The 23,847-nt window shown below is 61.3% G+C and carries 21 protein-coding genes; 7 read left to right on the top strand and 14 right to left on the bottom strand.

The genetic code is table 11. The annotated features are described in order from the left end of the window. Positions 1 to 2: 2 nt before the first annotated feature. From MQW23_RS16635 to MQW23_RS16625, 3 genes are all read right to left on the bottom strand, one after another. Positions 3 to 1,016, bottom strand: a complete 1,014-nt coding sequence (locus MQW23_RS16635; RefSeq protein ID WP_252109330.1) for an ABC transporter substrate-binding protein — start codon at positions 1,014 to 1,016, stop codon at positions 3 to 5. After that, complete coding sequence (locus MQW23_RS16630; protein WP_252109329.1) at positions 1,009 to 2,043, bottom strand: LacI family DNA-binding transcriptional regulator; 1,035 nt, start codon at positions 2,041 to 2,043, stop codon at positions 1,009 to 1,011. Before MQW23_RS16630 ends, MQW23_RS16635 begins: the two co-directional genes overlap by 8 nt. A 120-nt stretch (positions 2,044 to 2,163) precedes the next feature. Further along, entirely contained in the window at positions 2,164 to 3,084 is a 921-nt protein-coding gene (locus MQW23_RS16625; RefSeq protein ID WP_252109328.1) for a glutaminase, read from the bottom strand. Between the two features lie 342 nt (positions 3,085 to 3,426). On the opposite strand from MQW23_RS16625, the gene MQW23_RS16620 reads away from it, so the two are divergent. Continuing rightward, positions 3,427 to 5,775 carry a S8 family peptidase gene (locus tag MQW23_RS16620; protein WP_252109327.1) on the top strand — a complete coding sequence of 783 codons (2,349 nt, stop codon included), beginning with the start codon at positions 3,427 to 3,429 and terminating at the stop codon, positions 5,773 to 5,775. A 98-nt stretch (positions 5,776 to 5,873) separates the two neighbouring features. After that, complete coding sequence (locus MQW23_RS16615) at positions 5,874 to 7,340, top strand: cobyric acid synthase (protein WP_252109326.1); 1,467 nt, start codon at positions 5,874 to 5,876, stop codon at positions 7,338 to 7,340. 29 nt (positions 7,341 to 7,369) lie between these two features. Here MQW23_RS16615 and MQW23_RS16610 read toward each other — a convergent pair whose 3' ends face one another. Next, positions 7,370 to 7,807 carry a RidA family protein gene (locus tag MQW23_RS16610; protein WP_252109325.1) on the bottom strand — a complete coding sequence of 146 codons (438 nt, stop codon included), beginning with the start codon at positions 7,805 to 7,807 and terminating at the stop codon, positions 7,370 to 7,372. A 175-nt stretch (positions 7,808 to 7,982) separates the two neighbouring features. Between MQW23_RS16610 and MQW23_RS16605 the strand changes: the two genes are divergently transcribed. Continuing rightward, a complete protein-coding gene (locus MQW23_RS16605; protein ID WP_252109322.1) occupies positions 7,983 to 8,543 on the top strand; it encodes a hypothetical protein in 561 nt (186 codons plus the stop codon). A 76-nt stretch (positions 8,544 to 8,619) separates the two neighbouring features. Here the strand turns inward: MQW23_RS16605 and MQW23_RS16600 are convergent, their stop codons facing one another. Together MQW23_RS16600 and MQW23_RS16595 are read right to left on the bottom strand one after the other, a co-directional pair. Next, positions 8,620 to 9,795 carry a vWA domain-containing protein gene (locus tag MQW23_RS16600; RefSeq protein WP_252109321.1) on the bottom strand — a complete coding sequence of 392 codons (1,176 nt, stop codon included), beginning with the start codon at positions 9,793 to 9,795 and terminating at the stop codon, positions 8,620 to 8,622. A 3-nt stretch (positions 9,796 to 9,798) separates the two neighbouring features. Further along, complete coding sequence (locus tag MQW23_RS16595; RefSeq protein ID WP_252109320.1) at positions 9,799 to 10,653, bottom strand: AAA family ATPase; 855 nt, start codon at positions 10,651 to 10,653, stop codon at positions 9,799 to 9,801. A 613-nt stretch (positions 10,654 to 11,266) separates the two neighbouring features. Between MQW23_RS16595 and MQW23_RS16590 the strand changes: the two genes are divergently transcribed. Further along, positions 11,267 to 11,875, top strand: a complete 609-nt coding sequence (locus MQW23_RS16590) for an OmpW/AlkL family protein (RefSeq protein ID WP_252109319.1) — start codon at positions 11,267 to 11,269, stop codon at positions 11,873 to 11,875. Between the two features lie 117 nt (positions 11,876 to 11,992). Next, the gene (locus tag MQW23_RS16585) at positions 11,993 to 12,769 is read left to right on the top strand and encodes a TatD family hydrolase (protein WP_252109318.1); all 777 of its coding nucleotides are present in this window, start codon (positions 11,993 to 11,995) and stop codon (positions 12,767 to 12,769) included. 39 nt (positions 12,770 to 12,808) lie between these two features. Here the strand turns inward: MQW23_RS16585 and pepQ are convergent, their stop codons facing one another. The 7 genes from pepQ to MQW23_RS16550 all read right to left on the bottom strand — a co-directional run bounded on the left by pepQ (position 12,809) and on the right by MQW23_RS16550 (position 20,927). Beyond that, positions 12,809 to 14,110, bottom strand: coding sequence for a Xaa-Pro dipeptidase (pepQ, locus tag MQW23_RS16580; RefSeq protein ID WP_252109317.1), 1,302 nt, complete (start codon positions 14,108 to 14,110; stop codon positions 12,809 to 12,811). Between the two features lie 11 nt (positions 14,111 to 14,121). Further along, entirely contained in the window at positions 14,122 to 15,033 is a 912-nt protein-coding gene (locus MQW23_RS16575) for a LysR family transcriptional regulator (RefSeq protein WP_252109316.1), read from the bottom strand. A 49-nt stretch (positions 15,034 to 15,082) separates the two neighbouring features. Continuing rightward, complete coding sequence (locus MQW23_RS16570; protein ID WP_252109315.1) at positions 15,083 to 16,162, bottom strand: ABC transporter ATP-binding protein; 1,080 nt, start codon at positions 16,160 to 16,162, stop codon at positions 15,083 to 15,085. Continuing rightward, the gene (locus tag MQW23_RS16565) at positions 16,159 to 17,175 is read right to left on the bottom strand and encodes an ABC transporter ATP-binding protein (RefSeq protein ID WP_252109314.1); all 1,017 of its coding nucleotides are present in this window, start codon (positions 17,173 to 17,175) and stop codon (positions 16,159 to 16,161) included. The genes MQW23_RS16570 and MQW23_RS16565 overlap by 4 nt, the downstream gene beginning before the upstream one ends. Before the next feature lie 7 nt (positions 17,176 to 17,182). Beyond that, complete coding sequence (locus tag MQW23_RS16560; protein WP_252109313.1) at positions 17,183 to 18,118, bottom strand: ABC transporter permease; 936 nt, start codon at positions 18,116 to 18,118, stop codon at positions 17,183 to 17,185. Beyond that, on the bottom strand, positions 18,115 to 19,164 hold the full coding sequence (locus tag MQW23_RS16555; RefSeq protein ID WP_252109312.1) for an ABC transporter permease: 1,050 nt from the start codon (positions 19,162 to 19,164) through the stop codon (positions 18,115 to 18,117). The genes MQW23_RS16560 and MQW23_RS16555 overlap by 4 nt, the downstream gene beginning before the upstream one ends. Before the next feature lie 176 nt (positions 19,165 to 19,340). After that, positions 19,341 to 20,927: an ABC transporter substrate-binding protein gene (locus MQW23_RS16550; protein WP_252109311.1), complete on the bottom strand. Its 1,587-nt coding sequence runs from the start codon at positions 20,925 to 20,927 to the stop codon at positions 19,341 to 19,343. Between the two features lie 306 nt (positions 20,928 to 21,233). On the opposite strand from MQW23_RS16550, the gene MQW23_RS16545 reads away from it, so the two are divergent. Continuing rightward, on the top strand, positions 21,234 to 21,797 hold the full coding sequence (locus MQW23_RS16545) for a hypothetical protein (protein WP_252109310.1): 564 nt from the start codon (positions 21,234 to 21,236) through the stop codon (positions 21,795 to 21,797). 65 nt (positions 21,798 to 21,862) lie between these two features. Here MQW23_RS16545 and MQW23_RS16540 read toward each other — a convergent pair whose 3' ends face one another. Beyond that, a complete protein-coding gene (locus MQW23_RS16540; RefSeq protein ID WP_252109309.1) occupies positions 21,863 to 22,249 on the bottom strand; it encodes a glutaredoxin family protein in 387 nt (128 codons plus the stop codon). Positions 22,250 to 22,467: 218 nt separating this feature from the next. Here MQW23_RS16540 and mpl point away from each other — a divergent pair, with 218 nt between their 5' ends. Continuing rightward, entirely contained in the window at positions 22,468 to 23,844 is a 1,377-nt protein-coding gene (mpl, locus tag MQW23_RS16535; RefSeq protein WP_252109308.1) for a UDP-N-acetylmuramate:L-alanyl-gamma-D-glutamyl-meso-diaminopimelate ligase, read from the top strand. The last annotated feature ends 3 nt before the right edge of the window (positions 23,845 to 23,847 follow it).

The raw sequence follows: 23,847 nt of genomic DNA, 5'->3' as shown, positions 1-23,847 counted from the left end.
GATCAGCGAACCTCCGACAGATACCGCTCAGAGAAGTCGCGTTGCGCTTGGGCCATGGCGTCGTAATCCACCGCGCTTGCGCGAGCGTAGTCGCTGTCGGGCAGGAACACCTGACGCGCTTCGTCGGAGATCGCCTCCTCGCGTACCGGGCGCAGGTAGGCCTCGGCCCACACCGCCTGCCCCTCGTCGGAAAGCACGAAGTCGAGTACGTCGCGGCCGTTTTCCGGGTTGGGTCCGTTCTTGACCAGGCTCATCACGTAGGGCACCACGATGCTGCCCTCTTCGGGAATCACGAACTCGACGTTGGCGCCATCGCTGTAGCGAGCGCGGTAGGCGTTGAAGTCGTAGTCCAACAGGATCGGAATCTCGCCGGAAAGCACGCGAGCGTAGCTGGTCTGCTTGGGCACGATCGGGTCGTTGTCGGAGAGCGCGTTGAAGTAGTCGATTGCCGGGGTGAAATCCTCGAGATCACCGCCGAGCGCCAGATTGACTGCGGTGGCTCCAACGTAGCCCACGAAGGCGCTAGCCGGGTCGAGATAGCCCACCATGCCGCGGTAGGCAGGATCGAGCAGATCGTTCCAGGAAGTCGGCACCGGCGCACCATCGAGCGCGTCGACGTTGACCATGAAACCAAGGGTACCCGAGTGGATGGCGAACCAGTTGCCTTCCGGATCCTTGAGATCTTCTGGAATGTCGTCCCAGTGAGCGGGCTGGTAGGGCTCGACCACGTCGGCGTCCATGGCCTGAATGCCGAAGGTGACGCCATAGTAGACCACGTCCGCCACCGGGCTGGCGGCTTCTGCGACCAACTGGGCCAGCGACTGACCGGAGTTCTTGTTGTCCTGGGGTACTTGGATACCGGTTTTCTCCTCGATCAGCTCGAGCTGGGTACCCCAGTCCGCCCACTCCGGCGGGCAGTTGTAGCAGATAGCGGTACCGGCATCTTGCGCTGCGGCAAGGCTCGAAACACCCGCCAAGGCGGTGGCGAGCAGAAGACGTGCGGGCATGTTACGCATGGTGAGAACCTCGTTGGCTTGGGGAAGTGCGTTTGACAGGTGGTGCCACGCTTTCGCCGTCGCGCAGGGTGTAGGGCAGAAGCGGTGGCGCGTGTTGCTCGCCTTCGAGTAGAGCGAGCAGGGCGTTGACGGCCTCGCGGCCGATGTCGGCGCGGGGCTGCTCGATGGTGCAAAGCGAGGGGTAGAGGCGCTTGCCCAAGGCAATGCCGTCGAACCCCATGATGGAGACGTCACCGGGGACCTTGAACCCGGCGCGAGTGAGCTCGCCGATCAGGCTTATGGCGAGCAGGTCGTTGGTGGCGATCAGCGCGGTGAGAGCATAGCTGCCCTCCAGCAGGCTTTTGATCGGGGCGAGATCGGCCCGGGTGTGGCGCGGCATCTCGACCAGGGCGCGCGGCGTGAGCCTCGCGCTTTGCATCGCCTGGCAGTAGCCCTCGAAGCGCTGGCGGGCGCGGTCGGATTGCAGCAGCGGCCCGGCCACCATGCCGATGCGGGTGTGGCCGAGATCGATCAAGTGACGGGTGGCCGCTTCGCTGGCGGCGCGGTTGTCCACGCCTACCGAGGGAAAGCCGCTGGTGCCCGCCGGGTTGTAGACCAGCAGGCAGGGTGTGGACTCACGGCGCAGGGAGGCGAGCAGAGGGCTCTGCTCGGCATCCGCCACGGTCAATACGAGCCCGTCGACCCGCTGGCGCAGCATCGACTCGACGATATCGCTCTCGCGGGCAGGATCGTACTCGCTAGTGGTGACCAGAAGCGAAAAGCCACGATCGCGAGCGGCTACTTCCATCGCTTGAAGTTGCTCAGCGAACACCGGGTTGTCGAGACTCGGCACCATGACGCCGATCATTCGGGTGGCTTGGGAGCGCAGCTGGCGCGCCACGGCGTTAGGCCGAAAGCGCAGCTCTCGGGCGGCGGCCATGACCTTTTCGCGGGTCTGTTCTCGCACCATTTCAGGGTTCGAAAAGGCGCGCGCTGCGGTGGCCCTGGAGACCCCTGCACGCTTTGCCACGCTCGCTATATCCGCCATAGGTCATCCTGTGTCGAAAAAATGAGATCGATCTCATTTGATGATCACAGAGGCTAGCGGCGCTTGATGACAAAGCCGTGTCGGTTGGATGTCAGTTTGAAAAAAGTGGGAAAGGTTTAATTAATGCCCAAACACCGACCAGCCGGTGCGCTGGACGAACATCTCCAGCGCGCGGGCGCCGAGCAGGCTGTTGCCGTACTCGTCGAGCCCCGGCGACCAAACCGCAAGTGACCCTTGGCCCGGCGCGATAGCCAATATGCCGCCGCCCACACCGCTTTTACCGGGAAGCCCCACGCGAAAGGCAAACTCGCCGGAGGCGTCGTAGTGCCCGCACATCATCATCAGCGAGTTGATCCGACGCGCCCGCTGGGGTGATACCACCCGCAGGTTGCTGGGCTTGTTGACCCCGTTCGAAGCGAGAAAGAGACCGGCGTGAGCGAGCTGCTCGCAGCTCATGGCGATGGCGCACTGGTGAAAGTAGGTGCCCAGCACCTTATCGACATCGTGGCGAAGGCGCCCAAAGGCCTTCATGAAGTGGGCGAGCGAGGCGTTGCGGTCCTTGTGCGCCATTTCAGACGCGGCGACCTGGCGATCAAAGCAGATACTCGTGTCGTCGGCGATATAGCGTACGAAGCTTAAAATCTCGGCGAGCGTCTCACGGGGTTCGTGCCCCATCATGATCGCGTCCACCACGGCGATGGCGCCGGCATTGATGAACGGATTACGCGGCTTGCCGCCTTCGTGTTCGAGCTGGACGATGGAGTTGAACGGATCCCCCGAGGGCTCACGACCGACATTGGCCCATAGGCCGTCACCGAGCTTGCCAAGCCCCATGGTGAGCGTGAACACCTTCGAAATACTCTGAATCGAGAACGGGGTGGCCGCGCACCCGGCCGAGAAGCGCTCGCCCTCGACCGTGGCCAGGCTGATGCCGAACTGGTGCGGGTCGACCTCGGCAAGCTGGGGAATGTAGTCGGCGACCTTGCCGCGCTCGGTTTCACGAGCGAGCTGCTCGGTTATGTCGTTTAAAAGCGTCTGCATGTAGAGCAATCGATGGCATAAAGGGCCAATTACCCTAGCCCTAACCGCGCTACTTGTCTGCCCGGCGGTCGGCGCAAGCCCGACCGTGAGGCGATCGTTATCGCTTGATGAGAGTGCCTTGAATGACCAAACGATTATTCATTAAAAGGGATTATATAGGCGATGAAATGGATTCTGATCATTGAACGAAATGTCCCGTTTTAAAGGCTTAACTCTTTTAAATGGTCTAATAAAAATGGGCTAGATTGGGCGGATCAAAAGCGAGTTTAACGTCCGTCAGGGGTCGCGGTACGGCGTTGGACGTTGTCCTGCTCGCCGTTACGCTCATTCAAGGGGGCTCCCATGAAAACCTCGAACGTTTATTTTCCTGCCGCGCCGTTCAAACCCCGCTCGCTGGTCGTGGCGGTCGCACTTGCGTTTTCCGCCGTTTCACTTGTGGGCTGCAGCTCCGGCGGCGGTGGGGGAGGCGGCGCCCCGGATGACTCCTCGACCGGCATTTACCAGCCCGAGCCTTCGCCGGCGCCAATTGAGCCATCTCCTGACCCTCTTCCGGTAGAACCGCCGCCAATCGACAAGCCGCCGGTCAGTCGTTTGCCCGTGGAGTCTCCTCCGAATGACGCACCTTCAGATCAAAGCCCTTTGATCGAACCTTTCGGTGTGCGGGTCGGCGTTGTCGATAGCGGTTTCGATATCGATCGCATCATCAATAACGACGTCGTGATCGATAGCCTGAACGTGCATACCGGTCTCAAGGAGGTGAGTGGCGGCAATGAGTGGCACGGTAACGTTGTCGCATCGACCATTTCCGGCGGTACCCTGGGTAGCGCCCGGCTGGATCTGATCAAGGTAGAAGATCCGAGCGGAACGACCTACAGCAGCACGCTGGATTACGGCATCGGCGAGGCGGCGCTTCGCGGGGCCCGCGTCATCAACACCAGCTATTCGCGTCGTTTAGAGGCCAGCGATCCGCGATTGAGTTTCAATGGCGTTTCGTCAGCGGAGTCCTATCAACGCGTGGTTGACGCAAACGGTGGCAAGGGGGCGGTGTACGTCGTCAGTGCCGGTAACAGCGGCGCGGCGATCGATACGCGGGGTAACCCCATTTATGCTAGCCAACCCGGCCTATTTAACATGATGCTGATCGCTGTAGGCAGTGATGATCAGGGTAATTTGCACCCGGCGAGCAGCTACCCAGGCGACGATACACAGTTACAGTCGCGCACGCTGGCCGCGCCTTTCGTCAATCGTCAGGTGGGGGCGCAAGGCACTTCCATCTCGGCGCCCCGAGTGGCGGAGTACGCCGCCGGGATCATCGCGCGCTGGCCTCACCTGACGGCGCAGCAGGTGAGCCAGCGCCTGTTGGAGACCGCAAGCCGCGACAGCGCTCTGTTTGGTCAAAACAGCTGCGGCGCCTCAGGCACCGGCAACTGCGGTTTCTTCTATTTAGGCCAGGGAGCCGCCGATATCGACGCAGCGCTGGCGCCTGCCGGCGAGCTGGTGGTCGCCAGCGGCGAGAGCGTGGCACTCGGCGGTGAGTCTGCCAGCGCCTCCTTCGCCCAGCTCTCCGGTGCTTATGGCGACGCGCTCGCCAGTACCAATGCGCTCGAAAACGTGGCGGCCTTCGATGCGTTAGGGCGTGACTACGCGATCGACATGAGTGGCAATGCTCAGCGGCGCAAGAGTCACGATGATCAGCTGCGTACCAGCATGGAGCGCGTTGCCAGTGCGTCGGTTCAGGCGGTGAAGACGCAGTTCATCGACAGCGGCGCTTATCAATTCACGGCGAGTACGGATAGCGCCGGTACACCGCTGGCAAGTCGTTTCGATGTCGACTTCGGTGCGACCGGCTTCGGTGCGGCCGGCTTCAGCGCTTACCGCTTCGCGGGCGACCAAGCAAGCCCGATGAGTAGCTACGCCGAGTCCCGCATGATGCCGATGATCTCCTTTCAGGGCGGCTCGGCGCTGACCCAAGGGCTTGATAGCGTGAGCGGCGTTCAAACCCGCTACGCGCTGGGCGAGCGGGTCGAGCTTAGCGCCTCGCACTGGGCCGGGGTCGTCGAAGATCAGCAGGAGAGCCGCTACCGCTCGAACCGCTCCGATATCGGTATCTCGTTTAAGCTGGCGCCGGCGCTTGCGATCGATACCCACGTGGGCCGGCTGGGCGAGCAGGAAGGGCTACTCGGTGCTCACGGCACCGGCGCGCTGAGCCTCGGCGAAAACAATCACATGACGTTTGCCGGCGTAGGGCTTCAAATGGCGCTGGGCCGCGGCTTCAGCGGATTCGCCGAATTCGAACAGGCCCGTGGTGATGCCGGTGGCAGCGGTTTGCTCGCCAGCGTCGATAACGTCGTGGCGCGTGAAATGGCGTTGGGCGCGCAGTGGCAAGGGCAGGGCGCGCGTGCCGACGAGCGGCTGGCGCTAAGCGTTCGCCAGCCGCTGCGCATCGAAAGCGCGGATGCCAGTTTCGATGTGCCGGTCGGCCGGCGCCTTGACGGCACCGTGGTGCGCGAAACCCGCGAAGCCTCGCTTTCGCCTTCCGGGCGTCAGGTGGATATCGAGCTTGGTTACGCCTTCGCCGGCGGCGAGCGCAGCGAGTGGCAGTTGAACGTGCTGCATACCCTCGAGCCTGGCCACGATGCCGATGCGCCCAACGATACGGCGGCGGTGGTCAATTACCGCTATAGCTGGTAGGTACCAAGCCGCTCTATTCACTCCCGGCGGCGGGTACCTTGGTCATTGCCAGCCCGGCCGCCAGCCGCTAGAGTTCGCCCTTTTAACCAGGGGCGCGCATGGCCACGCTGATGATTCAGGGCACCACCTCGGATGCGGGCAAGAGCACGGTGGTGGCCGGGCTTTGCCGGGTGCTGGCGCGCCGCGGCGTTTCGGTGGCCCCCTTCAAGCCGCAAAACATGGCGCTCAACAGCGCCGTGACTGTAGATGACGGCGAAATCGGCCGTTCCACCGCGCTGCAGGCGATAGCGGCAGGGGTGGCGCCTCACAGCGACATGAACCCGGTGCTATTGAAGCCCGAAAGTGACCGCGGCGCACAGGTGATTCTGCGCGGCCGCGTTCATGGTCATATGGACGCGCTCGACTACCACGCCTTCAAGCGCACCGCGCAGGAAAGCGTTCTGGATGCTTGGCGAGATTTGAGCGCGCGCTTTGACGTGATCATCGCCGAGGGCGCGGGCAGCCCCGCCGAGATTAACCTGCGCCAAGGCGACATCGCCAATATGGGCTTCGCCGAGGCCATCGACTGCCCGGTGCTGCTGGTGGGCGACATCGACCGCGGCGGCGTGTTCGCCCAGCTCGTCGGCACGCTGGCGCTTTTAAGCGCCTCCGAGCAGGCCCGCACTCAAGGCTTCATCATCAATCGCTTTCGCGGCGATATCGGCCTGCTCACCTCAGGCCTTGATTGGCTCACACAGCACACCGGCAAGCCGGTATTCGGCACGCTGCCCTACCTCAAGGGCCACCTGCTCGACGCCGAGGACGCCATTGCCGGGGTTCAGGCCGACAAAAGCGCCCACACGCTGAAGGTCGTGGTGCCAAGGCTTCCCCGCATCAGCAACCACACCGACTTCGATGCATTGCGACTGCACCCGCAGGTCACGTTGAGCTTCGTTCAGGAAGGCGAGCCGATTCCACCGGCAGACGCCATCATCCTGCCCGGCAGCAAGAGTACGCTAAGCGACCTTGGCTGGCTCAAGCGAAACGGCTGGGAGGCGGCGATTGCGCGCCATCTTCGTTATGGCGGGCGCGTGCTGGGTATCTGCGGCGGTTTTCAGATGCTCGGTGAGTGGGTCGAGGACCCGGAGGGGCTCGAAGGGCCCGCCGGGCGCGTACCTGGGCTTGGTCTTTTGGCGCTCACTACTACCATGGTTAAAGGCAAGCAGCTTCGAAACGTGGAGGGCACCATGATTGAGGAGGGCGTGCGCGTGAGCGGCTACGAGATCCATAACGGCGTCAGTCACGGCGCCGCGTTAAAGCGCGCGCTGTTCGATCTGGGAAGCCACGTCGATGGTGCCGTAAGCGAAGATGGCCAGGTACTGGGTACTTATCTGCACGGCGTATTCGACGGCGCCGAGGCGTGTCAGGCGCTGCTCGCGCGGCTGGGGCTGCAAACAAGCAGCGCGGTCGACTATAGCGCCCACCGCGAGCGCGAGCTGGAGCGGCTGGCGGATACGCTGGAAGCGCATCTGGATATCGAGCGAATAGTGGGAATACTCGAAAGCGCGCCTTCGAGCACAGGCTAGGCTCGAAGGCGCCTGGAAGAGAAAAGAGGTTATTCCGGGCCGGTATCCGAATCGGGCTGCGGCTTGCCTTCACTTTGTGAGCGCCGGCTACGGCTTGCCATCAGAGTGATCTCCACGTTGCTGCCCTTGCACAGGCGGCTCGCCTCGGTGCAGGTGCGCGCCGGGTACTGACCCGCTTCGAAAAACTCGGCGTAGACGCTGTCGAGTTTGCTGATCTCGCCAAGGTCGGTCAGGTGAATATCGACGCGAACCACGTCGCGCCACTCTAGCTCTTCCTGGCGCAGCATACGCTCGAGCTCACGCATGATGCGGTGCGTCTCCTTGGCGACGTCATCGACCACCTGATCTTCTTCGACGATATCGGCAATGGTGAGCCCGGAAATGAAAACGTAGTGATCGTCCACCACCATGTGGCTTCCGGGAAAATCGGGCTTGGGCAGGGTCGGGTCGTTGATGAACTGAGGCACGGGCTCTCCTTGTCGGCCTGGGGTAGGGTGTCGTTCTGTGTGATCAGCCTGGCACATTAGCGCCTGCTGTGCGTGATCGCTCTGGCACCCGGGCGCGGTTTACTCTAGGCTTGCGGGCTTCGAGCGCGCTTCACGCGCGCCGAGGTTGGTCAAAAAAGCACGACGAGAGAGCACAATGAAGGTTGTCCAGATTAAAGAGCCCCGCGAGCGCTGCGCGTGCCTTGCCAAGCTATGCGCCGAAGCATACGGCCAGCAGGCGGGGCTAACCCCGCTGGTGGTCTTCACCGGCACCCAAAACGTGCTGTTCGAGCAGGAGGCCGCAAGGCTGATTGCCGGTACGGGCAGTGGCGGCGAGATTCTGGCGCTGGCGCTACTGGTGCTCGACGAGAAGGGCGAAGGCATGACGCTGAGCCTGGCCTGGGAGCAGCGCGAGGGCGCAAAAGCGCGGCTGATCAGCGAGCTTAGCCTCAACGTGCCGCTCAAGGTCGAAGTGAGTGAGCCATCGCAGGTGGCGTTTTATCAGGGGTGCGGTCTCAAGCGCTGGTTCGACGGCGAAAACGGCGAGCGGATCGGTCTTAACGCCCGCCACCCGGCGGCTCGTTTCGAGGAAATTTCGCCGACCCTGACGCTGGATCACGACCGGATACTGCGCCGCTTCAAGCACGACTCGAAAGCGTTCGAGGCGGCCAAGCGTGACTTCCTGGAAGGCCTCGAGCGCGCGCCGAGCGCGCTTTAACGTCATTCGAGCCTGGCCTTTGCTCGTATAGAAAGCACACTCACTATAAAAAGCACACTCACTATAAAAAGCACATTCACGAAAGCTCGCGCATGGCCGCCTCGAGCCCTTCGACGGTCATCGGGTACATGCGATCCTCGATGATCTCCTGAATCAGCTTCGTCGAGTAGGTGTACTCCCAGGTGCGCGGTAGGGCCGGGTTGAGCCACACGAGTTTCGGGAAATGCCGGGTCAAACGTTCGAGCCAAACGCCTCCCGGCTCCTCATTGAAGTGCTCGACGCTCCCTCCCGGGTGGGTGATCTCGTAAGGCGACATCGCCGCATCGCCCACCACCACGACCTGATAGTCCGACCCATAAGTGCGCAGAAGCTCCAGCGTCGGAATACGTTCGCTGCCGCGGCGGCGATTGTTCTTCCAGACGCCTTCGTAAACGCAGTTGTGAAAGTAAAAGTATTCCAGATGCTTGAACTCCGAGCGCGCCGCGGAGAAGAGCTCCTCGCATGCGCGCACGTGGTCGTCCATCGACCCGCCCACGTCCAAAAACAGCAGAATCTTGACGGCGTTGTGGCGCTCCGGGCGCATCTGCACGTTCAAAAGCCCTGCGTCGCGGGCGGTTTCCCGAATGGTGCCCTGAATATCGAACTCCGAGCGGGCGCCCTGGCGAGCGAATTTTCTGAGCCGGCGTAGCGCCATCTTGATGTTGCGCGTGCCGAGTTCAAGGCTATCGTCGTAATCGCGAAAGCGGCGCTCGTCCCACACCTTGGTGGCGCGGCGGTGGCGTGAGCCATCCTGGCCGATGCGAATGCCCTCCGGGTTGTAGCCGTAGGCCCCGAACGGGCTGGTACCGCCGGTGCCGATCCACTTGTTGCCGCCGGCGTGGCGCTCTTTTTGTTCTTCCAAGCGCTTTTTGAAGGTCTCGATCAGCGCCTCGAGCCCGCCCAGCGACTCGATTTTGGCTTTTTCTTCCGCAGAGAGCTGCTTCTCGAATTCGCGGCGTAGCCACTCATCCGGAATCAGCGCCTCGATGCCGGCCTCCACGTTTTCAAGGCCTTCGAACCAGGCGGCGAAGGCGCGATCGAAGCGATCGAAATAGCGCTCGTCCTTGACCATCACCGTGCGCGCGACGTGGTAGAAACTCTCCATGTCGGCGAACACCACGCCGCGCTCGAGGGCGGCGTGCACATCGAGAAGCTCGCGTAGCGATACCGGCACGCCGGCACGCTTCAACGTTTCAAACAGGCCGATGAACATGGCTTAACGCCCCGGCCCTTTTTGACGGCGCATCATGAACGCGAGGCGCTCCAGCAGGTGAGTATCCTGCTCGTTTTTGATCAGCGCGCCGGCCATGGGCGGTAGGGCTTTACTGGGGTCGCGGTTATAAAGCGCTTCTTGCGAGAGTTCGTCGCTCATCAAGAGCTTCAGCCAATCGACCAGCTCCGAGGTCGAGGGCTTTTTCTTGAGCCCCGGCGCCTCGCGCAGCTCGAAGAAGACGTTGAGCGCCTCGGAAACGAGCCGTGGGGCGATATCGGGAAAGTGAACATCGACGATCGCCTGTAGAGTGTCGCGGTCGGGAAAGTCGATGTAGTGGAAAAAGCAGCGGCGCAAAAACGCATCCGGCAGCTCTTTTTCGTTGTTCGAGGTAATGATGATGATCGGTCGGTGCTGGGCGCGCACGGTTTCACCGGTTTCGTAAACGAAGAACTCCATGCGATCCAGCTCCTGGAGCAGGTCGTTGGGGAACTCGATGTCCGCCTTGTCGATTTCATCGATCAAGAGCACTACGCGCTTGTCCGCCGTGAACGCCTCCCATAGCTTGCCGGGGCGTATGTAGTTGGCAACGTTCTCGACGCCCTCGACCCCTAGCTGCGAGTCACGCAGCCGGCTGACCGCATCGTATTCGTAGAGGCCTTGAGCTGCCTTGGTGGTCGACTTGATATGCCAAGTCAAAAGCTCGGTATCGAGCGAGCGGGCGAGCTCTTCGGCCAGCAGCGTTTTTCCCGTGCCGGGTTCGCCTTTGATCAATAGCGGGCGCTCGAGAGTAATGGCTGCATTGACCGCCTGCTTGAGCGCCTCGGTCGCGATGTAGAAGGTGGTGGAATCGAACGCCATGAAGGCTCCTTAAAAGGCCGAATTGAAAGCGGGTCAAGAAACGATAGCGAATCAGTTTACGTGACGCATGGCCTGACACAAAGCATCCCCACTACGTAGCGCTGATCCTGACAGCGCGGCAAGTCGCTGAAGCATTAGTGATTTTTTCAACCAAATACGACTTTAGTGCAACGCGATGATGCAAAAGCCGTTTTGTTTGCGCGCTGATGGTGCACCTAAAAAGGCAATAAACGCAGCGTCAGTGTGAGGTGGCACGATGATTTTATATATATTATTGATTTTAATTGAATTTAAAAATAATGGCACACTAGTCGCAATATAAGTCAGCAAGAAGCAACCGAATAGAATCACCTGACTTACCGATTCTCCCTTCATTGCTACGTTGCTCAAACGAGCAACACACCGAGTGAGCTGGCGTGCTCCACCTGGGTCCCCTTCGGGGGACCTTTTTTTGTGCCTACAAAACAGCGGTGATTAGATAAAAATATTATAAAAGACTTGCACTGATCATTTGGAAACACTGTTCGATTAGTATATATTGTATAAGTAAGCCGGAGGCAACGGTATGGTTATTGGCAAATTGAGCCACTGGCAAACTTAAAGGATGACCGTGATGAGCAAAGTTAAAGTAATTTCAGCTGCCGTAATTTCTGCAAGCGTTCTGTTGGCAAGCCAGGCAGCGATTGCCAACCAGGCGGGTGACGTCTTCGTTCGCGGCGGTTACGCTAAAACCGATACCGGTTCCAGCAACGGTAGCCTTGCGGGCGACTCGCTGAATGTTCAAAACGAGAGCGGTTTCACCTACGGTTTGGGCTACCTGTTCACCAACAATGTGGGTATCGAGCTCAACGGTTCCGAGAAGTTTGAGCATCAGTTGAACACCGGTGCCCTGGGCGATGTAGGCACTACCGATCGCCTGCCGGTCAACTTGATGGTCAACTACTACCCGCTGGGCGGCTACGCGTCCAAAGTACAGCCCTACGTGGGCGCGGGCTTGAACTACACCCGTTTCTCCGGCGTACCGAGCGATGTCGAAATCAAGGACAGCTACGGCGCGGCGGCTCAGGTCGGTATCGATCTGGCGGTTACCGATAACGTCATGCTCAACGGTTTTGCCAACTACGCTGACGTCGACTCCGACTATCGCGTCAACGGCGACACCATCGGTAATGTAGAAATGGAGCCGGTCACCATTGGCGGCGGTGTTACCCTGCGCTTCTAAAGTGTCGTGATCGATTTTCGATCGATGAGCGTGAACGCCCGGCGAAAGCCGGGCGTTTTTGTATAAGCGTATCCACCGATCTACTATGGCCAATAAACATCCTGGAGGAGCGCCGGCATGACTACAGGCTTTGTTGATACCCACTGCCACTTCGATTTTCCTCCATTTTTTGGCGACGAGGAGCAAAGTCTGGCGCGGGCATTCGATGCCGGTGTCGAAAAAATCATTGCGGTTGGCGTCACGGCAGGGCGCTTTGACGGCGTCATGGCGCTGGCCGAGCGGTTTGAGTCTATTCATGCCGCGCTTGGGATTCACCCCATGGCCATCAGTGAGTTCAAAGAGGAGCACCTGATTCAGCTCGAGGCGTGGCTCGAAAAACGCCCGGGAAAGCTGGTGGCGATCGGCGAGATCGGGCTGGATCTCTTTATCGACGATCCACAGTTCGAAAAACAGGAAGCGCTGCTCGACGCTCAGCTCAAACTGGCCCGCCGGTTCGAGCTTCCGGTGATCCTGCATTCGCGGCGCACCCACGATAAGCTCGCCATGCACTTGCGGCGATTGAACCTACCGAAAACCGGCGTGGTGCACGGCTTTGCCGGAAGCCTGCAGCAGGCCCGCGCATTCATCGAGGCGGGCTACTATATTGGCGTAGGTGGCACCATGACCTATGAGCGCGCGACCAAAACGCGGCGTACGCTTGCGCGGCTGCCGCTCTCGACATTACTGCTGGAAACGGATTCGCCGGACATGCCGGTTCAAGGGTTCCAGGGCGAACCCAATCGACCCGAGCGTATTCGCCACGTATGGCAAAGCCTTTGCGAGATTCGCGAGGAGTCGCCGCAAGAGATCCTTGAGACCATCCGCGACAACAGCCGCCGGCTGTTTGGAATTTAGCCGGCGGATTGCCTCGCTCTCTGCTTCAGGGCGCCTGCTTCAAGGCGTTAGATTCTCGAAGCCCGATTCGGTGACCACAACGTTGTCTTCGACCCGAATGCCGCCGCAGTTGATCAGCGAGTCCACCAGCGGCCAGTTGATGGCTAGTTCCCGCTCCTTGAGCGGAGCCAGCAGCATGGGAATGAAGTAGAGCCCGGGTTCGATAGTGACGACCATGCCGGGTTTGAGCGTGCGGGTCAGGCGCAGCGCCGGGTGCTCTTTTGGGGCGGGTAAAGGGGCACCGTCTTCGGTTTTAAGACCCGCCACGTCGTGCACCTGCAGGCCCAGCAGGTGGCCAAGCCCGTGAGGGCAGAAGGCGCGGGTGACGCCGAGTTCGACCGCGCTTTCGGCGCTGTCCTTGTAAAGATCGAAGCTCACCAGAATGTTCGCCAGGCGCCGGTGCATCTGTTCATGCAGCGTCAAAAACTCGACATTGGGTCCAACGCTTTGCACCAGCTCGTTTTTGAGCCCGTGCAGCGCCACGACCAGTGCGGCGAAGGTTTCCGGGGCATCCGGGCCAACGTGGGTGCGGGTGATATCGGCGCAGTAGCCGCGAAAGCGATGGCCCGCATCTACAAGTAGGCTGTGCCTGTTCCTGGGTGGGGTCAGGTCGTAGTGTTGATAGTGCAGCACGCCGGCGTGGCCGTTCAAACCGACGATATTTTGATAGGGCACCATGGACTCGCGCTGACGGCTCGCGCCCAGATAGGCAAGCTGAATATCGAGTTCGGCGCCAACGCCAATGAACGCCGCCTTGGCCGCCTGATGGCCCGCCTTGGCCAGGCGATTCGCTTCACGCAGGCAGGCGAGTTCGTAGTCGCTTTTGATCACGCGCAGCTCGTCGAGCGCGGTGATCAGCGTCTCGGGCATAAACTGCGCCGCGGACAGCGCCTTTTGCTGGTGCGCGTCCAGTCGCTCGACGTCGCCGATCACCGCCGCGTTGGACGAAAGCGTGGGGGCGGTGGGCTCCTTGCAGAGCGTGATATCGAAGGCTTCGATCCAGGGCTCCTCCGGCAGGGTCGTCGTTAGATGCCAGAAATCGCTTGGGGCGTAGAGCAGCAGCTGGGGCTTTTGCCCTGGCGTGATAACGACCCAGCTGCGTTCGGCCCCGGCTAAGCCGACCCAGTGCATGAAATGTCCATAAGCCTGAAAAGCGGGCGCATGGTCATCGGCGAAGAAGGGGGCGCTGTGGCCGCTATAGATGGCCACGCTCTCGAGGCCCTCGCGTTCGAGAATCGCGGCGTAGGCGCGATCCAGGCGTTTCAAATGCGCTAGCTGTAAGGCAAAAAGTGTCTCTGACATGGTCATCCCTTTTAAACGTGAAGCACGGGCAGCTCGCTCCAGAGCCTCTCCAGCTCGGCGTGATGTTTTTTCTGATGGCGGTACAGGCGTAGCTCCATCGGCACATCGAAATGGGGGTCACCGGCGCGCACCAGCGCGCCGCTTTGAAGCTCGGCGCTGACGTTTCGCTCGGGCAGCCACCCCATACCATAGCCCAGAAGCACGAGCTCCTTGATGTTCGCGGCAAAAAGATTGTCGCTTTGGGCGCTTAGATAGCTGCTGTGCGAAAGCCTTGCCAGGTGCGCCTTGATCGCCCCGCCCAGCAGGCTGCGCTTGGGATAGGCAAGCCAGCGCACCGGTTTGGTGGGGCTTCCAGGCAGCCGGGCGCCGGGGTCGCTTGCAAGGCTTGCCGCGACGACGGGAATCAGCCGCTCGGCGCCGATAACCCGGTAAACGCAGGCGCTGGTGTCGATGTCCGGATCAAAGCGCCCGGTCGGCCAGTAGCAGATCGCCAGATCGCACTCGGCGCGGCCCAGTGCCTGGAAGTAGTCGCTGGCCGCCCAGCCCGTCGCCCGCAGGTAAGGCTGGACCTGATGCTGCCAGCCAAGCTCCTCGAGCCACTGCGGCACGAAGCGAGACAAAAGACTTTGCGGGGCGGCCAGCATGATGCGGCGCTGCTCGCCGGCACTGATCTCCTGTACCCGATCGCGGGTCAGGCGCACGCGATCGGTGATCTGCTCGCAAAGCGTCAGAAACTCCTCACCGGCGGGGGTAAGCGACAGCGGCAGCGTCTGGCGGTTGATCAGCGTCGCGCCCATCTCCTCTTCCAGCAGCTTGATGCGTCGGGAAAAGGTCGGCTGGGTGACATGCTGCTCGTCCGCCGCCCGCGAGAAGTGCCGGGTTCTGGCCAGGGCGATAAAGTCTTCTAGCCAGCGGATTTCCATGCCTTACCCCATCGTAATGAAAAAGCGGCGCCGGACGGGTGGCGCGGCGTCACAGTCGGCCCTCTTCGACGCCGTGACAGGCCACCCGCGTGCCGTCAGGCTGGGTTTGCAGCAGCGGGATCTCCGCCTTGCAGCGTGCGTTGGCGTGGGGGCAGCGCCCGTGGAACACGCAGCCGCTGGGCAAATTCACCGGCGTCGGTACCTCGCCGGAAAGGCGAATATGCTGCGGGCGATCATCCTTGAGCCGCGGTATGGCCGATAACAGCGCTTGGGTGTAGGGGTGGCGCGGCTTGTCGAATAGCGTAGCAGTGGTCGCGATTTCGCACACCGTGCCCAGGTACATCACCGCCACTCGGGTGCCGAAATGCTCGACGACCGCCAGGTCGTGGGTGATGAACAGATAGGTCAGGTTGCGTTCGCGCTGAGCGTCCATCAGAAGGTTCAACACCTGAGCCTGGATGGAGACATCGAGGGCGGAGATCGGCTCGTCGGCCACGATGAACTCCGGGTCGACCGCCAAGGCGCGGGCGATGGCGATGCGCTGGCGCTGACCGCCGGAGAACTCGTGGCCAAAGCGCTTGCCCCAGTCCGGGTCGATGCCCACCGAGCGCATAACGGTTTCGACCTTGTCGGCCACCTTGGCTCGGTCCCACTCCGGGTGGTGAAAGCGCAGCGGCTCTTCCAGGGTTTGCTGGATGGTCATGCGCGGGTTGAGCGAGGCGTAAGGGTTTTGAAAGATCATTTGCATGCGCTTGCGATAGGGCAGAAGCTTTCGCGCGCTCAAATCGTCGATACGCTGACCGTCATAGCGTATTTCGCCTTCCGAGGGGCTTAATAACCCCATAACGGTTCGTGCCACCGTCGACTTGCCGCAGCCGGACTCGCCCACCACGCAAAGCGCCTCGCCGCGTTGAATGTCGAGATTGACCCCGTTGATCGCGTGCACGTGCTCCTGATGGCGAACGAGCCTGCCTTTCTTGAAGCGCAGCTGATCGAGAAAATCGCCGGAAAGCGAGAAGCGCTTTTTGAGATCGCGAATTTCAAGCAGCGCATCGCCGCGCTCAGTCGCTGGCGCATCGCTTGCGATGACGTTCTCGGTCGGTGCTACGTGGGTCGCCTCGATGCTCATGGGGTTTCCTCCTTCAGCCGGCGGTCTTCGAGCATTTCCGCCACCATGTGGCAGGCCACCCGGCAGTTGCCGGTATCGACGAAGCCGGGCACCTGCTCAACACACGCCGCACGCGGCTCACCGTTTGGTCGAATGCGAAAGTCGCAGCGCGGATGAAAGGCGCAGCCGCTGGGCAAATTGGAAAGCGAGGGCATGCTGCCGCGGATCTGGTTGAGCTTCTCGCCGGGCGTGGCCATTTGCGGCAAAGCGTTGATCAGACCTTGCGTGTAGGGGTGCTGCGGGTCGTTGATGATTTCGCGGGTCGGGCCCTGCTCGATCACTCGCCCGGCGTACATCACCAGCATGCGCTGAGTGACCTGGCTGACCACGCCCAGATCATGGGTGATCAGGATCAAACCGACGTTGTGCTGCTCGCACAGATCGAGCAGCAGCGCCATGATTTCGGCCTGAATGGTGACATCGAGTGCCGTGGTGGGCTCGTCGGCGATGATGATGTCCGGGTCGAGCAGCAGGGCAATGGCGATGATGATGCGCTGGCGCATACCGCCGGAGAGCTCGTGCGGATATTGATCCAGGCGTTTTTCCGGCGATGGGATCTGCACCTGCTGGAGCTTGTCCAGCGCAATGGCGCGGGCCGCCTTGCTGGAGATCCGCCGGTGCGCTTTCAGACACTCCACCATCTGCTCGCCGATCGAGAGCACCGGGTTGAGCGTCATCATCGGATCCTGGAAGATCATCGAGATGCGGTGGCCGCGCACGCGCCTCAGCGCGCGCTCGGACATGGTGTTGAGCGTCTGGCCTTCGAACGTCACGCTACCGCCGGCAATGAAGCCGGGTTTGGCGATCAGGTTCAAAAGCGAGAAGGCCGCTACGGATTTACCTGCGCCGGATTCGCCGACGATGCCGAGGCGCTCGCCCCGGTCCAGGGTGAAGCTGACGTCGCGCAGCGCGCGTACTTCGCCTTGGCGCAGCGCAAAGCGCACGTCGAGTCCTGAAACTTCGAGTAGTGCCATGGTGGTCTCACCCCTTGTAGAGTCGTGGGTTCATGACATCGCGCAGCCAGTCACCGAGCAGATTGATCGAGAGCACCAGCACGACCAGCACCGCCCCTGGAATCAGCGTGATCCACCAGGAGCCGGACTGGATATAGTCGAACCCGGCCTTGATCAGCGAGCCAAGCGACGGATGGGTCTCCGGCATGCCAAGGCCCAGAAACGACAGCGCCGCCTCGGAGATGATGGCGTTGGCGATCTGTACGGTGGAGATGACGAAAATCGGCGACAGCGTATTGGGCAGCACGTGGCGAAACATGATGCGCCGGCTCTTCAGGCCCATAACCCGTGCGGCGTCGACGTACTCCTTGCTCCGCTCGGCCAGTACCGAGGCGCGCACGGTGCGCGCGTACTGCGGCCACTCGGCCAAGCCGATGATCAAAATCAGCATGATCACCGCGTACTGGCTGTAAAAGGCGCTGCCCATGGTCGCCTTGACCACCGCGCCGACCACGATGGCCACCATAAGCGTCGAAAACGATAGCTGGATATCGGCCAGGCGCATCAATAGCGCGTCGACGCGCCCACCGAGGTAGCCGGCCATTAAGCCGAACGTAACGCCGATCAACGCCTGCAGGATCACCGCGCCGAAGCCGATCAACAGCGACACGCGGGTGCCGTAAAGAATGATCGACCAGAGATCGCGCCCCTGGGCGTCGGTGCCCAGGGTGTAGCGATCGTCGAAGCCGTCGATCCAGAACGGCGGCAGTTCCGAGTCGAGAATGTTGATCTGGCGAAGATCATAAGGATCGGTCGGGGCAATCAGCGGCGCGGCGAAGGCGGCGATCACCAGGCAGATGAAAACGAAAAGGCACAGCTGGGCGGTGCGGTCGCGCTTGAAGCTGTACCACAGATAGGAGTCGCGCAGGCGCTCCCAGCGGCTTGGGGCGGTCGTGGCACTCATGCGGGCTTACCTGTCAGTTTGACGGTGGGGTTAACGAAGCCGTAGATCAAATCCACGATGGTGTTCGTTACCACGAAAATGACGCCGACGATCATCAGGTAGCTGACGATCAGCGGAATGTCGGCCCGGTTGATCGCTTCCAGGAACATCAGTCCCATGCCGGGCCATTGGAAAACGGTTTCGGTCAGGATGGTGTAGGCGACCATCGTGCCGATCTGCACGCCGCCGACCGTGATGACCGGCAGCATGGTGTTCTTGAGCGCGTGAACGAAATAGATGCGGCGCATCGAAATGCCCTTGGCGCGGGCGTACTTCACGTACTCGGACTGCAGCACTTCCATCATCTCGGCGCGAATCAGGCGAATGAACAGCGGCAGCATGATCGAGGCGAGCGAGATGGCGGGCAGCACCAAGTGCTGTAAGCCGCTCAGGCTTGCCAGGTTGGTGTCCCAGTGGCCGACCACGTGGACGAGATCATACCCGCGCCCGAAGGAGGGCATGTTGCCCGAGGTCGAGAGCACTCCGTTGAGCCAGGCCCCCCAGGCCGTTTGCTCTGGAAAGAGCGTGATGGTGATGCCGATCGAAAAGATCTGGATCAACACGATCGCGGTCAAAAAGACCGGGACCGAAATGCCGATGATCGACACGCCCATGAAAAAACGGGACACGAGCGAGCGGGGCTTTATCGCGCTGTACACCCCGATCGGCACCGACAGCACGACGATGATCAGCGTGGCGGCGAACACCAGCTCCAGCGTTGCCGGCAAGTGGCGTGCGATGACCTCCAGCGCCGGCTCGCGGTAGAAATAGGATTGGCCGAAGTCACCCTGAAGCGCGTTGGTGGCAAAACGCGCGTACTGCACGAGGAAGGGGTCGTTGAGCCCCAAACGCTCGCGCAGCGCCTCGCGCTCGCTTTCGGGGACCGACTGGCCCACCAGCTGTTGTACCGGGTCGCCCAGGTTGTCCTGAATGGCGAAGGCCAGCACGCTGATGACGAACATCACCAGTACCGCGTGCATCAGCCGCTTGATGAGAAATGCAATCATGGCGTACGCCACCTGTGTATACGTTGGCAGGAAGATCGTTGGCAAAAAGGCCGCTGGCAACAAGATCGTTGGTCAATGCCGGATAAAGCCCAACGCAACGCTTCGCTCCCCACCAAGTGGGGAGCGAAGCATCCATGCTAAAACGTCGAGCTTGAAGGGCCTTACGATCCCGTGAGTTACCGGGTGATGACCAGATCGCCAAGGTAGGGGAAGTCGATCGCGTTGACGACCGGCTCGATGTCGACACCGTCGGCGGCGGCGTAGGCCAGGTTCTGCCAGTGAAGCGTGATGTAGCCCACGTCTTCATAAAGCATGGCTTCGGCTTCTTGCAGCATCTCGGCGCGTTTTTCCAAGTCGGTTTCGCTGTCGGCTTCGGTCACCAGCGCGTCGATCTCTTCGTTGCAGTAGCCGCCGTAGTTGTACTGGCCGGCGCCGGTCTCTTCATTCGGGCAGAAGGTCAGGTACTGGAACAGGTTGGCGGTATCTTCGGTATCCGAGTGCCAGCCGACCATCGCCATGTCCGAGCCGCGCTCGTCGTACTCCGGCCAATACTGGGCCAGCGGCATCGTGCGAAGGTTTACGGTGATGTTGATACGCGAAAGCATGTTGGCGACAGCCTGGGCGATCTGGGCATCGTTCACGTAGCGGTTGTTCGGCGCGATCATGTCGATGGTGAAGCCATCTTCATAGCCGGCTTCTGCCATCAGTTCCTGAGCGCGTTCGATATCGTAGCGCGGCACCAGCTCCGGGTTGTGGCCGACGTAGCCCTCGGCAGAGAGCTGACCGGCGGGGGTGGCGAAGCCGCGCATCAACCGATCGGCGATGCCTTCCTGGTTGATGGCCAGGTCAACGGCCTGGCGCACGCGCGCGTCCTGGAACGCTTCGACCCGCTCTTCGTTGAGCTGGAAGCCGATGATGCGCGTACCGGGCACCTCGATCAGATTGATGTTCTGCGCCTCGCGCACGCGATCAAGATCGTTGGGCGGCACGGCGTCGATGAAATCCACGCCGCCGGAGAGCAGGGCGGCCACGCGAGAGGCGTTCTCGGAGATCGGCGTCAAAATGATCTCGGACACGTTGCCTTCGCTTTCGGTGTCCCAGTAGTCGTCGAAGCGCTCGAAGTCCACCTGCACGCCCTGACGGCGGCTGGTGACTTCGAAAGGCCCAGTACCGGAGATATTGCGTGAGGCAAATGAGTCGCCTGCCTTAACGATTTCGGACTTGTCGCTGCCGTCTTCGGTTTCGCCGGTGTAGAAGGCGCTGTCCATCGGGAAGATGTAGGTGGCCAGGTTGAGCAGCAGCGGGTAGGGCTCGGCGGTGGTGATTTCGACTGTGTAGTCGTCAATGGCCTCGGCGCTTTCTACCGGCTCGAAGATCGCGCGGTAGTCCGGGCTCTCCTTGAGGCGCTCGATGGTCCAGACCACGTCCTTGGCCGTGAACTCGTTGCCGGAGTGGAAGGTCACGCCTTCACGCAGCGTCATGCGCAAGTGGGTCTCGTCGACCTGCTCCCACTCAGTGGCCAAGCGCGGCTCGAACTGGAAATCCTTGGTCCAGCGTACCAGCGGGTCAAAGGATAGATGCGAGAAGCGCAGCATGCCGCCGGAGAGCTGTTCGTGAATATCCAGCGTTTCCGGGTCGGCGGCGTAGCCGATACGCAGCGTTTCAGCGCTCGCCGCCGTTGACACCAGCGCGGAGCCTGCAAAGGCCGCGCCGATGATCGAGGCCAGCATGGTTTTTTTAAAAACGGCTTTTTTAGACATCATGTTTGTTCCCATCCCACGTTATTGTTGATTCAACTTGATCAGCGCCTGTGAACCACCGGCGCCGGTTCCGAAGACACGGTTAGTGCAAGCATCAAACGCCAAGCGGCGATCTCAAAAGAGATTTTGGTCTGCAGCGCCTTTGACGACGCAGTGCTAATAACATAGAGAGAGGCTGTGACTGGACACAATCGAAAAAATGACACGACCCATTCATCTGCCGAATGAACCGGCGCCAGGCCGCACCGCGCCTTATACATGAAATAAAACTAACGTATGATTTATCACCCGCCAGAACAGGAGAAGGCCATGATCGCGCGCACGCTTGTATCCTTACGACGCCTTTTGGGTGCGCTTGGGCGAGCGCCCATGCACGCCGCGTTAGCAGCACTGTTATCGGCGACCGCGCTGGCAGACGACGATCCGATACCGGCAATCAGCGCCACCTTCGACGGTGAGCCGATGGTCTGGTATCTCCACGGTGAAAACGACGATGTCAGCGCCAGTTTCGTCGAGCAGCGCCAGGCGTTGATGGTCGATATCACGGGCTTTACCGACGCCGACGACCCGAGCCCCCGCGACTCGCTGGCGCTGCGGCTATCGCTGAGCGAGACGGGCGAGACGTTAACGCTCGAGCAGGCCGAGGCGGTTTACTTCATCAGCAGCGACACCACGGGGCCTGTATACCGCGCGGCCCCCGGCGCGCTCGAGGTGACGCTTGCGCGTGCCGAGCGCGATGGCGCCTGGCTCACGCTTGCCGGCCGCATCGACGGCGAATTCGAGCTCGAGCGCGCCCCCGCTGGCCAAAGTGAAAGCGAGCCCGCCGCGCTTTCCGGGCGCTTTGAGCTGCGCGCACGGCGAGTGGAATTTTGAAGACCGTTTTAACGCCTGTTTCAAGGGCGATTTTCAAGGACTGCTTTCAAGAACTGTTTTAAGGGCTAGCCAAAGCGCGATTCGAGCCAGCGGTTGATGTCGCTTGACTCATACAGCCACTCGGTCTGGCCGTCGCCATGCTCGATGCGAAGGCACGGTACCTTGACCTTGCCACCGCCTTGCTCGAGCGCCTGTCGATGATTGGCATCGTGCTGGGCGTCGCGGGTTTCGATGGGAAGGTTCAGCCGGGCGATCTCCTTGCGCACCTTGATACAAAACGGGCAGCTACGAAACTGGTAAAGCGCAAGCTCGCGGCAGGCTTCATCCACTTGGCCCTGCTCCTCCGGGGTGCGCTCCATGCCCTTAGGCGTGGAGAGCTTTTCCTGGGCCAGCATAAACGGCGTCATCACCAAGCGAACGCCGCGAAAGAAGGTGCGAATCACACTACGCATCGTGTACTCCCAAGGGCGACAGGGCGCCCTGCTCGAAAGGGTGGGTCGATAAAGCGGCAATCCTGCTACAAAGCGCCTTCGTTGTCACATCGCGGGCGGATTTAATCAGCGGCAGTGGTGAGCGCTCGGCCAAGGCGTGCTAGGCTCATCGGCTGATTTTTTTACGTTTTTCATGCGCGCCGTTTCAAACGCGGTGTCGGCAAGTAAGGGAGCGACCCATGCATCTGCATGTTATCGGTATCTGTGGCACTTTCATGGGTAGCCTGGCGCTGTTGGCGCGGGAGCTCGGCCACCGGGTCAGCGGCTCGGATGCCAACGTTTACCCGCCCATGAGCACCCAGCTAGAGGAAGCGGGTATCGCTCTTATGGAGGGTTATCGCGCCGAGAATCTCGACGCGGATATCGACCTGGTGGTGGTGGGCAATGCGCTTTCCCGCGGTAATCCCGAGGTCGAGGCGCTGCTGAATTCGACGCTGCGCTACACTTCCGGCGCGCAGTGGCTCGCCGACTACGTGCTCCCAGGCCGCCAGGTCATCGCCGTTGCCGGCACCCACGGCAAAACCACCACGGCGAGTCTGCTTGCCTGGCTTTTGGACAGCGCGGGCAAGGCGCCAGGCTTTCTGATTGGCGGGGTGCCGCGCAATTTCGGCGTCTCGGCGCGCCTCGGGGCGCCGGATGGCCCCTTCGTGGTCGAAGCGGACGAGTACGATACCGCCTTTTTCGACAAGCGCTCCAAGTTCGTCCACTACCGCCCGCACATCGCGGTGCTCAACAATCTCGAATTCGACCATGCCGATATTTTTCCGGACCTGGCCGCGATCGAGCGCCAGTTTCATCACCTGGTGCGCATTGTGCCGAGCAAGGGTTTGCTGCTAGTGGCTGATCACCAGCCGGCGCTTTCGCGCGTGCTCGAAATGGGCGCCTGGTCGCCGGTGGTGTTTTTTGGGAGTGATGCGAAAAGCCCGTGGCGCTACCAGCTGGAGCAGCCGGATGCCAGCCGGTTCAAGGTCATATTCGAGCAGGGCGACACTTCTGATGATGGCGTAGTGGAGTGGGGGCTGACCGGCGAGCACAACGCCTGCAATGCGCTTGCCGCGCTCGCCTGCGCGCGCCAGCTGGGCGTGGATTTGCCGCGGGCGTGCGCCGCGCTTTCGCGTTTTCAAACGCCGCGCCGCCGCCAGGAGGTGCGCGGCGACATCGGCGGCGTCCAGGTGATCGATGACTTCGCCCATCATCCCACGGCGATTGCTGCGACTCTGAAGGGCCTGCGAGCCGCCACGCCCAAGGGGCGGCTTCTGGCGGTCATCGAGCCGCGCTCGAACACCATGCGGTTGGGGGCGCTGCGCGATCGCCTGAAGGCTTGCGTCAGCGATGCCGACGCGGTGTTCTGGTTCGAACCTGCCGGGCTTGACTGGTCAATGGCCTCGCTGGTCGACGAGCAGGGCCACGGCGCGCTTTATCATGATATCGACGCGCTGGTAAGCGCCGTGGTGGCCAAGGCGCTGCCTCAGGATCGCATCGTGGTGATGTCCAACGGCGGCTTTGCCGGGGTTCACGAACGGCTTTTAAGCGCGCTTCGCGCCAGGGAGAGCTAAATG

Source organism: Halomonas sp. S3-1-1 (assembly GCF_023757625.1).
GTDB lineage: Bacteria > Pseudomonadota > Gammaproteobacteria > Pseudomonadales > Halomonadaceae > Vreelandella.
Note: the sequence above shows the minus strand (reverse complement) of the source record. Positions and strands in the feature narration are given on the sequence as shown.

Coding starts and splice junctions, on each gene's coding strand:
- MQW23_RS16635 (WP_252109330.1), bottom strand. CDS start 1,016: ATGCGTAACATGCCCGCACGTCTTCTGCTCGCCACCGCCTTGGCGGGT.
- MQW23_RS16630 (WP_252109329.1), bottom strand. CDS start 2,043: ATGGCGGATATAGCGAGCGTGGCAAAGCGTGCAGGGGTCTCCAGGGCC.
- MQW23_RS16625 (WP_252109328.1), bottom strand. CDS start 3,084: ATGCAGACGCTTTTAAACGACATAACCGAGCAGCTCGCTCGTGAAACC.
- MQW23_RS16620 (WP_252109327.1), top strand. CDS start 3,427: ATGAAAACCTCGAACGTTTATTTTCCTGCCGCGCCGTTCAAACCCCGC.
- MQW23_RS16615 (WP_252109326.1), top strand. CDS start 5,874: ATGGCCACGCTGATGATTCAGGGCACCACCTCGGATGCGGGCAAGAGC.
- MQW23_RS16605 (WP_252109322.1), top strand. CDS start 7,983: ATGAAGGTTGTCCAGATTAAAGAGCCCCGCGAGCGCTGCGCGTGCCTT.
- MQW23_RS16600 (WP_252109321.1), bottom strand. CDS start 9,795: ATGTTCATCGGCCTGTTTGAAACGTTGAAGCGTGCCGGCGTGCCGGTA.
- MQW23_RS16595 (WP_252109320.1), bottom strand. CDS start 10,653: ATGGCGTTCGATTCCACCACCTTCTACATCGCGACCGAGGCGCTCAAG.
- MQW23_RS16590 (WP_252109319.1), top strand. CDS start 11,267: ATGAGCAAAGTTAAAGTAATTTCAGCTGCCGTAATTTCTGCAAGCGTT.
- MQW23_RS16585 (WP_252109318.1), top strand. CDS start 11,993: ATGACTACAGGCTTTGTTGATACCCACTGCCACTTCGATTTTCCTCCA.
- pepQ (WP_252109317.1), bottom strand. CDS start 14,110: ATGTCAGAGACACTTTTTGCCTTACAGCTAGCGCATTTGAAACGCCTG.
- MQW23_RS16575 (WP_252109316.1), bottom strand. CDS start 15,033: ATGGAAATCCGCTGGCTAGAAGACTTTATCGCCCTGGCCAGAACCCGG.
- MQW23_RS16570 (WP_252109315.1), bottom strand. CDS start 16,162: ATGAGCATCGAGGCGACCCACGTAGCACCGACCGAGAACGTCATCGCA.
- MQW23_RS16565 (WP_252109314.1), bottom strand. CDS start 17,175: ATGGCACTACTCGAAGTTTCAGGACTCGACGTGCGCTTTGCGCTGCGC.
- MQW23_RS16560 (WP_252109313.1), bottom strand. CDS start 18,118: ATGAGTGCCACGACCGCCCCAAGCCGCTGGGAGCGCCTGCGCGACTCC.
- MQW23_RS16555 (WP_252109312.1), bottom strand. CDS start 19,164: ATGATTGCATTTCTCATCAAGCGGCTGATGCACGCGGTACTGGTGATG.
- MQW23_RS16550 (WP_252109311.1), bottom strand. CDS start 20,927: ATGATGTCTAAAAAAGCCGTTTTTAAAAAAACCATGCTGGCCTCGATC.
- MQW23_RS16545 (WP_252109310.1), top strand. CDS start 21,234: ATGATCGCGCGCACGCTTGTATCCTTACGACGCCTTTTGGGTGCGCTT.
- MQW23_RS16540 (WP_252109309.1), bottom strand. CDS start 22,249: ATGCGTAGTGTGATTCGCACCTTCTTTCGCGGCGTTCGCTTGGTGATG.
- mpl (WP_252109308.1), top strand. CDS start 22,468: ATGCATCTGCATGTTATCGGTATCTGTGGCACTTTCATGGGTAGCCTG.